The sequence below is a fragment of the Prevotella veroralis DSM 19559 = JCM 6290 genome (assembly GCF_000377625.1).
Classification (GTDB): Bacteria; Bacteroidota; Bacteroidia; order Bacteroidales; family Bacteroidaceae; genus Prevotella; species Prevotella veroralis.
Map to the genome: position 1 here is coordinate 34,142 of NZ_KB898330.1, position 11,277 is coordinate 45,418.

General features: G+C 40.2%; 6 protein-coding genes. All 6 read right to left on the reverse strand.

Translation table 11 applies throughout. The features are described from left to right. Positions 1-3 precede the first annotated feature (3 nt). Positions 4-1,167: an MFS transporter gene (locus D464_RS0106630; protein WP_018910707.1), complete on the reverse strand. Its 1,164-nt coding sequence runs from the start codon at positions 1,165-1,167 to the stop codon at positions 4-6. A gap of 176 nt (positions 1,168-1,343) precedes the next feature. Further along, a complete protein-coding gene (locus D464_RS0106635; RefSeq protein ID WP_026284651.1) occupies positions 1,344-3,032 on the reverse strand; it encodes a DUF4980 domain-containing protein in 1,689 nt (562 codons plus the stop codon). Positions 3,033-3,218: 186 nt separating this feature from the next. Further along, complete coding sequence (locus D464_RS0106640) at positions 3,219-4,814, reverse strand: glycoside hydrolase family 32 protein (RefSeq protein ID WP_018910709.1); 1,596 nt, start codon at positions 4,812-4,814, stop codon at positions 3,219-3,221. Positions 4,815-4,827: 13 nt separating this feature from the next. Then, positions 4,828-6,213, reverse strand: a complete 1,386-nt coding sequence (locus D464_RS0106645) for a DUF4960 domain-containing protein (RefSeq protein WP_018910710.1) — start codon at positions 6,211-6,213, stop codon at positions 4,828-4,830. Between the two features lie 2 nt (positions 6,214-6,215). Next, positions 6,216-7,949: a RagB/SusD family nutrient uptake outer membrane protein gene (locus tag D464_RS0106650; protein WP_024985748.1), complete on the reverse strand. Its 1,734-nt coding sequence runs from the start codon at positions 7,947-7,949 to the stop codon at positions 6,216-6,218. Positions 7,950-7,972: 23 nt separating this feature from the next. Then, positions 7,973-11,074 (reverse strand): SusC/RagA family TonB-linked outer membrane protein, encoded by a 3,102-nt coding sequence (locus D464_RS0106655; RefSeq protein ID WP_026284652.1) that lies wholly within the window; start codon positions 11,072-11,074, stop codon positions 7,973-7,975. Between the last annotated feature and the right edge of the window lie 203 nt (positions 11,075-11,277).

The window sequence follows — 11,277 nt, forward strand, 5'->3', positions numbered from 1 at the left end:
CTTTTATTTGTTGTTCATCTTTGGAATATAGCTAAAGAGGTACAATACCCCAATAGCCATTATGAGTACAGCACCGAGCTGTTGGTTCATAGCATCGCTGGCAAAGCCCATAAGGAGTGGGAAGATGGTACCTCCAAAGAGTCCCATAATCATCAATCCACTTACTTCGTTCTGCTTATCTGGAACGCTCTGAAGGGCTCTTGCGAATATCATAGAGAATATATTGCTATTGCCATAACCTACAAGTGCGATGGCAACATATACTGCTGTATCACGTGTTCCAACGCCTAACCATATCATAGCAATAGCCATCATCAATACCGAAATAGTGAAGAATACCTTATTATTCATTACTCTCAAGAAGAATGAACCAGTAAGACATCCAAGCGTACGGAATATGAAGTAGAGTGAAGTAGCAAATGCCGCATCATTTAAAGTCATACCGAATCGCTCCATAAGGATCTTCGGTGCGGTGGTATTAGTACCTACATCGATTCCTACGTGACACATGATTCCAAGGAAGCTAAGCAATACGATTGGTTTACCCAATAGACTTAAGCATTGCATGAAAGAGCTTGCTTTACCCTCAATAGGCTCTTCTTCGATAGGAGTTGAGAAGAGTAAGAGAGTGGCAAGAATACCAATTAGAAGATATATAGGGAATAGGACACGCCATCCGAGACCAAAGGCTGGGATGCTTGCCTGCGCTCCCCACATGGCAAGATAGGGTGCCATGAATGAGGCGATAGCCTTAACAAACTGTCCAAAGGTGAGTGTTGAAGCAAGATTTCCACCCTTCATAACAGTCGAAACAAGCGGATTCAACGATGTTTGCATCAGTGCATTGCCAATACCAAGGAGTGAGAACGATACGAGCATAAGCCCGTATGACTCGCCAAAGACGGGTAGTAGCAATGAAAACAAGGTGATGATGAGACTGAGTAAGACTGTCTTTTTACGCCCAATCTTATTCATTAACATACCAGTTGGCACTGAGAAGATGAGGAACCAGAAGAAGACTAGAGATGGAAAGACGTTAGCTGTGGAATCAGTTAGGTGTAAATCGTCCTTTACGTAGTTAGAGGCAATACCTACCAAGTCCACAAAGCCCATTGCAAAAAAGCATAGCATGACAGGCAGCATAGCCAGTTTATTGGTTTTCGACATAATGTTTAAATTTTTAGTTCGTGTAGTTTAATTGTTCTGGATAACGCTTGCAAAGTTATTACTTTGCGGTGGAAAGGGATTGAAAATTCCGTTCATTGATACCAACAAATGCTTCTTTAATATGATTATTTATAGGTAAATGAACGAATTATTCACACTCTCTTTAATCCTTACTATTAATCTTTTAGTGCGTGGATCTTTACTTTGCAACCCTTAGCAATAACTTTGTCGTATGGCTTAGAAGGGAAGACAAGATTGGTCATTGATACCTTTCCATCAATATCGAAAGCCTCAACACTGTTGCGATCAACAAATATCTGCATACCTTTGATTATTCCATTAGTTGGCGCAATGGTCTTTGCTTTAAAGTCCTTGTGGAAGTCTATGAGACCACTCTGTGTGCGATCCATACTGAATGTACCATTCTTTCCATTATAGACCATTGTTACATGTTCGTCTTTGTCATTACTCAAAACGATGGAGGCATTGCTCTTGATGTTGGTTATCTCTATGTAGGCAGCAGCCTGAAAACGCCCCGATGGTTTCTGCTCGAAAGCTGTGAGCACCTCTGGAGATGGTTTAATGCTGAGGTAATCTTCACCGTTATAATTGTAAAGACCTACATCTCGTGGCAAACCATTGGCTGAACGGAACTGTTGAGTAGGTACTTGATTAGCATACTGCCAGTTACTCATCCATGGAAGAACGACTATTCGACCATTAGGAGCATTGCTAAACGATACCGTGGCATAGTGATCTTTTCCATAATCCATCCACTTTGTCACCTCAGGCTTTGATTCGCAAGTGAACTTATGACCATCGAATGTACCAACAAAGTATTGTGTTGCACTACCACCAAAGGGACCACCTGGGTTGATGTTACAAATAAGTACCCACTTATCACACATCTTTAACAGGTCAGGACACTCCCAAACACCTCCATGATTACCATATCCTTCACCGAAGCTACTCTCATACTTCCAGTCCTTCAAGTTCTTAGAACTATAGATATTCATCTGTTGTCCAGCTGCAAGAATAAGGTTCCATTGCTTTACATCATCGTTCCAAAAGACATTAGGATCGCGGAAGTCGGGTACATCACTTGTGATGATTGGGTTATTGGCATACTTCTTAAAGGTCATGCCATTGTCTGTGCTGTACGCAATACTTTGTGTTTGTGCAGCCCCAGCAGATGTATAAAAAGCAACAACAGCGTCCTTTCCAAATCCAGCAGAGTTCTCTTTGTCAATAACACTACTACCACTGAATATGGTACCAAGGGCATCTGGCTGTATTGCTTCACCTTGATTTTCCCAGTGCATGAGGTCGGTAGAGGTGCTATGTGCCCATGTCATGTTCTCCCACTGCGAACCGTATGGATTGTATTGATAGTACAAATGCCATACACCATCCTTATAGAACATACCATTCGGGTCGTTCATCCAACCATAAGCTGGGGTGTGGTGATAGATAGGACGGAACTTCTCACGGTTCTTAGTGTCGAATACGTTAGTCACTTTTATATCCTTCCAACAAGCAAAGTCATTAATTAGTCCAATGCTACGTTTATCTCCCGTGAATTGGATGTCAAGCAATACATCACCGCTATACTTGCTAATGTCAAGTGGAACAATATAATCAGTTTTATTGATGGCGAGCTTACAGTTGAGCTCTTTCACTACTTGGTTGTCCTTGATAACACGAATGTGCGCATTATTCTCATCCTCTTCTACTGGTAGAAGAATGTACTTATCTGTTGTCATAATACGCTTGATTGCGTGATTCTGGCTTAAGAATGATTGTGCATGCATAAGCGTAGTACTTGTAAAAAGACATATAGCCAATGTCATTAACTTTCTTTTCATCGTAGGTTGTGTGTCGTTGTTTGGGTTTCTGATAGACAAAGATAGTAATTTTATCGAATAAGTAGAAAAGAAATAATCGTCCATTCTATGATGTTTTCGCAATACTTAGCAAGTTCTCACGGAATGAACGACTTTCTTAGAAAAGTATCTTTTGTACTATCTTCATCGATGAAATGAGTGATAATCTTAATACTGACTTACTGTGAGATCTGTGATGGTAACGTTGCCACCATAGTTATTGATACTCCAGCAGTTCTTCTGTATTCCATAGATACGGTTGGTGTAACAACATACATTATTGATGTACATTACAGCAATACTATTGTCCGTATAGATGGTTACATGATATATATTGTCACTTGGACGAGCGAAGTTATAGCCGTCAATCCCTGCTATAAAGCCATGACCACCGGTCCCTTCTTCTTCAAAGTTGACCTTACGTGTTTGGTCATTCTCGGGATTTACAATCATAGAGTAATACTTCTCAGAGTCGGTACCACGTACAAATGATATACCGAACTTGTCCCAGTTATTAGAGGTTGTAACCGTGAAGGTAATCTTATTGTGATAGCCGAGACGATTGAAGAGAAGATAAGAATCACCTGAAAGTTTATAGCCGTTGGTGACATTTTTAATGCCATTCTCACTTTTAGCCATAACCTTTACCTCTTGTTTCTTGGTGTATTTCTCACTGACACCTTTTACTTCTCCTAAGGTAAGAGTGCCATCGGCATGTTGTATGAGACGATGTGCAACTAGGTTACCAGCCCATTCGGGTTCATTAGGAGCTGCACCAACTGCAGTATTATCCTTGCCAGGACGTGTTGGACACCAGCCCCAGATGTAGCGATTCTGACCATCACTAGCAGTCTTTCCTGCATAGAAGGCACGACTGTCTAAGAAGCCCTCATGAGCATCAGGCCATAAACCTGCATCATTTTGTGTGCAGGCTCTCAATTCGTCAAGAGTTCTACCCTTAAAGTATTGTACACGGCGGATAGCAGCATGTTTCTCACTATAAACAAGATACCACCAGTCCCCCATTTTAAACACATCTGGGCACTCATAGAATCGATCCCACATCATGGTCATAAACGTTCCAGCATGGCTCCATGTCTTGAGATCATCGGATGTGAACTCTGCTAAATGCCCTTTGCTACCTTTCAATGTAGCGACAAGCATGTGCCATTTGTTATCGTCACCTTTGAAGACAAAGGGGTCACGGAAATCGTTCTTACTATATCCGTAATCATCCCCCTTTAGTCGGAATGTGCGATTTTTAGTCCATGTCTTGAAGTCAGATGATGTTGCCATCATCACCATCTCACCATTATCTGTAGCAGTTGTTTGGTATCGGTGTCCTGTATAGAAGGTGTAATACAATCCATCAGCATCATTATAAACTGTTGATCCAGTGCCCAGTGCCGCATCTTGTTCATTAATACCACCACAGTGAATAAGTTCACCAAGAGACTGATAGTTGGCTGCATCTTTAGTTTCAACAGCCCAAATAGGATGATAGGTGCCAGCTTGATTAGGTCGGAAATCTTGTAGATACATCACCTTAAAGTCCTTTGCTTTGGGGTCGAAGAATGGCATAGGGTCTCCAACATAACCAACAGCTGGCTTATAGAAAGTGCTTTGTGCCACTTCATCGGTAGAATTGAAGTAGGTTGCAGTATCCCAGTCTTTCTGATCTACTATGGTCTTGTCATCGCTACAGCCCGTTAACGGGGCTGTTAAAGTTACGATGAGTGCGAGAGAATATATAATAGTTCTCATTTTTATTAAACTTTTAATGATTCATTAAATAGTTGAATGCGTTCTGTGTCATCTTAGCGATATTGTTGTGATAGTAGGCTGGAACATCATCAATGCTATACCAGTCATAACATCCGGAACCGATACATAGTATCTTACCTTTCGTTCCTATTGCAGGGAATTCCCATGCAACGACAGCACCATCACCACCATAAGCCAGATCTTGTGCACCTGTTTCTGTGCGCCACTTAGCTAAGTTGTCATATCCTCCCCAGTCTGTACCAATATGCCATTGAGCGGTAGAGTTCGTGATACGATAGTTTGCGTCACAAGTGTAAACAGAGTTTGGCTCTCCACTCTTCATTATAAGGTTTTGGAAGAGAGGGTGGGTAGTGTGTCCTTGAATAAAGAAGTTCCAAGGTCCATTTGCTTTTTCTGCATCAGCTTCATTTTGTCCCCAACAATTATTAGGGGCAGCATTGTTTGTTACAGCGCCAATCTCTGCTGGCATGTTGGTAGCATATCGAGTGAAGAGGAAAGAACCACCATTATTATAATAGTCTCTTAGGGCAACAGCTGCATTGACGGCTTCTGGTGCATTTCTTTCAAATGCTTCTTTTCCGTCAACGCCACCATCTTTATGATAATGCCACCAAATGACTTTACATTCACTGAGGTCTACAGAACCATTCTTAATATCAGAGAATGATGCGTAGAGAGAGTTTGGAATGTTTTGAAGCATCCACTTACAAGCTGTTAACTCCTCTGGATTAAGCTCGTTCATAGTAGCTGGTAAACCAACGAAGACGGCGGTTGGCTTGCCTATAGCTGTTACCTTTACAGTGTATTGGGCAGATGCTGTATTATTGGTAACTGTGAATGTAACAGGGTTTGTGAAGTCTGTCGCGATACCATTAGCTGGGCTGACCTTTGCATTTTCACTCAATCCAATTGTTGGTGTAAGAGAATGGAGGTCAAGTGTATTAGGAACATAGACAGAGATGATCTTATGTGCCTCATCGATGATACCATTGTATATACCATTAATCTTAAATGAGGTTATTTTTGCCTCATCTCGTAGAACCTTGATAGTCCAATTGAGGAAGACATCACCATTCTTAATGCTTAACTGCTGTGCCGTGAGCATATTGAGCTTGTCGCCCTCTTTGATGTTACTGGTGGCACTAGCACTTAGTTTGAGTGTGGTGACCTTCATGTTTGTGACATCGTAAGTCTCAGGTACACGTACAGTAATTGTTCGTGAAGCCAGGTCTACGATACCTTTATAATTATCCAGTACAATGTTTTCGACTGAACATGATCCGTTTAATTGCAGGTCTGAGGTGTTCTCGTCACTGCAGCTACTTAAAGCTAAGAAAGCAATAAGAGCGATAAATAGTGTTGTTATTTTCGTTTTCATAATTACCACTGACCAATGTTTTGTTTGTAATGTTTATTTGATGCTGCTATTTGTGCGTATGGAATAGGTAAGTACTCATTCTTGTTTTTTGTAAAGTGAGCACTGCTATAGATTGAACAATCATTTGCTTCTTCTGCATAATACTTATTGAGGACGCGATCAGCCTCACCCCATCTAACAAGGTCAAAGAATCTTTCGGACTCCATGCCCATCTCTAAGCGACGTTCCATTTTGACGATGTTGAGAGCTTCAGCCTGACTGTAGGTTCCTGTGTATGGCATAATATTTATTCTTACACCATAGTCACTCTGATAATTGCTGATAGCACCTGTGCTTTGCTTAGCTCGATTGCGAATCTGATTGACAATATTGATAGCTTCATTGATACGACCATCATTTAGTTGAACTAAAGCTTCGGCGCGTTCAAGGAGAACATCAGCATAACGGAAGACAATACGGTTCTCAGATGTACCCCACCATGCTCCTTTCTTCAGATAAGGACTCTCTGGGTCAACATTCTGTTTCAAAGTTACGTAATAGCCATATAATCCATTGCTTCTACTCCATATAGCAGTCTTATCCATTATAAACTTAGAGTTAAACTCATAAGGCAAACCAGGAATACCTACGGTAAGGAATAAACGTGGATCAGCATAATCGGTTATCTTGTTATAGTCATGATTATTGAAAGTACCGATATATGGATGTCCATTCGCATCTGTACGATAGGCATTAACAAGATTTTGACTTGGTTTATAAAAATCACATCCTCCATCAGTTACACCAGGAATATTTGGAACAATTAGTCCATAACTCCAGTTGAGATTACCATTCTTAGTTCCATCATTAATGGAATATTGCATTGCCCAAAGACTTTCTTTACCATTTTCGTATTGTGGTTCAGGTCTAAAGTTATTATGGAAATCATTCTCCAAACCATAGCCACCAGCTGAATAGATTGCTGGATCACTAAACTGAACAGCTTTCAAGAGATCATCCTTTGAGATGCTTGTAACTTCATTTGTATTCTCATTGTCTTGGTGATAAGCCTTATACATGTAGACTTTCGTGAGGAATGCTGAAGCAGAAGCTTTGGTTGGACGCCCTTTATCAGCCTGATGAACGGGCAATGTGTTATAGGCTTCCATTAGGTCATCAATAATAATTTGCCAGCCTTGGTCGTTTGTATATTGACGATTAGAAAGTGTGTTGTATTGCCCTGTTTTGAGGTTAGGATCTGTAATGAATGGTATGTTCTTATATAATCGTTTCAATAAGAAATGACCATACGCACGCAAGAATTTCATCTCTGCCAAACGTTCATTTTTTTGAGGATAAACAGAGCTATTGACTTGTTCAAGAAGTGCTATTGCCGTGTTGGCACGTGATATACAATTGTATAATCTCTGCCACATATCACTGATATTCCAGTTCGTGGTCAATACTCCTTGTTCTATTTCGAGCTGATGGAACACATCACCATCACTGGTTCCATTGCCACCTTTATAAGCATCATCACTACGGACATCATAGTTCCACATTGAGAAAGAAGAGTTAATATCTTCTGCTGAAATAAATATAGCGTAAGCTGATATTACTAGCTCATCAGCATGATTAGCTTCCTTTACTTGCTCATCACTTAGCGTTGCTTGTGGAGTATGTTCATCTAAGAAGTCTGAACAACTTGTCATACTAAGAGTAGCGAGCACAAGTGCTGAATATATTACTTTTTTCATATTATATTGTCAGATGATAATTGTTAGAATGTAACGTTTATACCGAATGTGATATTGAGTGGAATTGGGTAACCATAGTTTGGATTCTCTGGATCAACACCCGTAAAGCTCTTACTATGTATACTTAATAAGTTCTGCGCACTGAGGTAGAAACGTAAACGTTGCATTGCAAGACGATTTGTCATACTCTTTGGCAGATTATATCCTAACTGAATAGTACGTAACTTTAAGTATGAGCCATTCTCCACCCAATAAGTAGAAACACGCTTCTCATTATTATTATCGGAGAGTGAGAGAGCTGGAATATTACTATCAGGATTGGTTGTACTCCACGCATTTAACAAACGTTGTCCCTTGTTTAGGAAACCAATATTCAAACCAGCCCAAATATCAGTCTGCTTCTTTAAGTCAGAGATAATATCTACACCTTGTACGCCTTGCCAGAACATTGTGAAATCAAAGTTTTTGTATTCAAGATACACATTAAGTCCATATGAGAAGTCTGGTGTTGGGTCATAAATCCAGTCTTGGTCTGCTTCTGTAATGATGTTATTTCCATCCAAGTCTTTCCAACGCATACGTCCAAGGGATGCTCCATCCTGTTTTGCATGATTATCAATTTCATCTTGGCTCTTAAAGATTCCATCAGCGACATATCCAACTTGTGCACCCATAGGATGACCAATAACACTCTTCACACCATTACCACCAAAGGTTCCATTGGCATCAACAGTTGATGGCAAAGCTGTAATCTTATTACGATAAGTACTAAAGTTACCTGTTATGTCATAATGAAAACCTCCATTGGTTGTCTTACGATACCCCAAATTAAGTTCAACACCACGATTCTCCATAGCACCAGCATTAATCCACTGTGTACTACCTTCTCCCATAGCAGCAATACCGGCCATCTGAACAAGGATATCCTTAGTCTTTTTATAATACCAATCAAAACTTCCATAGAGTGTAGAGTTGAACATAGCGAAGTCCAAACCGAGGTTAGTTTGATAAGTTGTTTCCCATTTGATATCATTGTTACCGAGTTGGTCACGTTTAAATCCACTTGGCAATTGACGACCACCATTAGTTCCAGCTATATCGTATGATGTACCATAACTCTGACCACCATTTTCATTTACTCCATAGTTACTAACATATATGGTATAACGCGCAATGTTAGAAATCTCTTGATTACCAGTCGCTCCCCACGATGCTCGAAGTTTTAAATCATTCAACCATTGTGCGCTCTTTAAGAATTTCTCCTGATTGATACGCCAGCCCAAAGAGATTGATGGGAATGTCGCATAACGATTGTTCTTACCAAATCGTGATGATCCATCATAACGAAGGGTAAATGAGGCTAAATACTTGTCTGCATAATTATAATTCAGTTTACCAAAATAAGATATTAACGAGTATCCACCTCCACCACCATAGGCTTGTGCAGTACCAGTACCAGCATCAGGCCACATGTATGTAGGGTTAAGAATAAGGAAGTCTTCTTTATATCCAGAGAAATAGTTATCATCTTCACGATTCAACTCAATACCTGCCATAGCGTCTACACGGTGTAAACCAGCTTGTAGATTGTAAGTCGCAATAGCATTCCACATCCACTTTGTCCAGTGTTCCTGTTTGGCCTCAACGGCATTCTTAGAATTGGCGACATTTCCTTCTGTGATTGGATAAGTGAAGAATCTCTGTTGTTTCTGGGCATAATCCAAACCAAAAGTTGAACGGAGATTAAATCCTTTAAAAAGGTGAAGGTTAATGTAAGCATCACCGAAAGTACGCCAATAAATATAGCGATTATCACTGTTACGATACAAACGAGCCACAGGGTTCTCACGGTCAGGATAACCACCAACAGGACCTGCGTAAGTTCCTTTCTCCGTGTAAACAGGAAGAGAAGGATTGAATTGAAGAACGTTCTCAAGGAACCCTCCAGGGGCTTGTACCTCTGATGTACGATTCAAGGTGAAGTGTTCGCCAATAGTCAAAACATCTTTTATCAACTTATATTCAGTATTCATACGAGCTGAATAACGATCAAAATCTGATGTTTTAATGATACCTAAGTTTTTATAATAACCTAAAGAAAAATAAGAAGAATGACGATCAGAACCACTACTAACTGCTACATTATAGTTTTGAACAACACCTGTACGTGTTGTCTTATCAAACCAGTCTGTATCATCAGCTGGTGTAGTACCTGCGCCATCAAGATATTTACGCATACTAATGTTATTCAACACTGGATTACCCTGTGCGTTGTACCCCCAGTCATAACGATAACCCAAACCGTTAGTATTGGGATCCATACCATCGTTTACATAAGCTTGCCACATTACTTGTCCGTATTGCTTCGCATTAAGTACATTCATCTTGTGAGCATACATTGATGCCGCAATAGAAGCATCAATATCTACATTTACTCTTCCTTCTTTACCTTTCTTTGTGGTAATGATGATGACACCATTAGCCGCACGACTACCATAGATAGAAGCAGAGGATGCATCTTTCAAAACTTGGATACTCTCGATATCACTACCGTTTAACTCATGCATACCGGCCTTTGTCGGTACACCATCAATGATATAAAGAGGGTCATTGTTGTTCAGAGTTCCAATACCACGAATACGCACTGTGGCTGATCCCGAGGGTGAACCATCTGCAGAGATATTCATACCCGGAACTCTACCTTGCAATGCCTTCATGGGGTTGTTTTCGTTCTGTTTAGCTAGTTCGTCAACACTAACTACTGATACGGCACCTGTAAGATCAGCTTTACGTTGGGTGGTATAACCCGTCACAACCACCTCGTTCAGTTCACTTGCATTTGTCTGTAACTGCACTTTTAAACCAGTGCCAGCTTTTACTTCCACGTTCTTATAGCCCACATAGGAGACAATAAGTGTAGAACCTTGAGGGGCTTTAAACATGAAGTTTCCATCAATGTCGGTGATAGTTCCATTTGATGTGCCCTTCTGTACCACCGATGCACCGATAACAGGTTCTCCCTGTTCGTCAATCACTTTACCACTAACATCTAAAGTTTGCGCCATAGCTCCAGCACAATACATCAGAAGTAATAGGCTCGTGATCACTCGTAATAATTGTTTCATAACTTTTAATAGTTAGTAATACTAAATTAAAATTTTTGGTTTAGTGGCACAAAGATAAGTAATGGTAATATCCTTTCCATATAATAATCGTTCTCTGAATATAATAAATGTTACATGAAAAAGATATTAATAAAAAATGAACGATTTGTCTATTATCTTAAATCAGACAAATCGCTCATTCTATTGAAGCATTCGAGAAGATT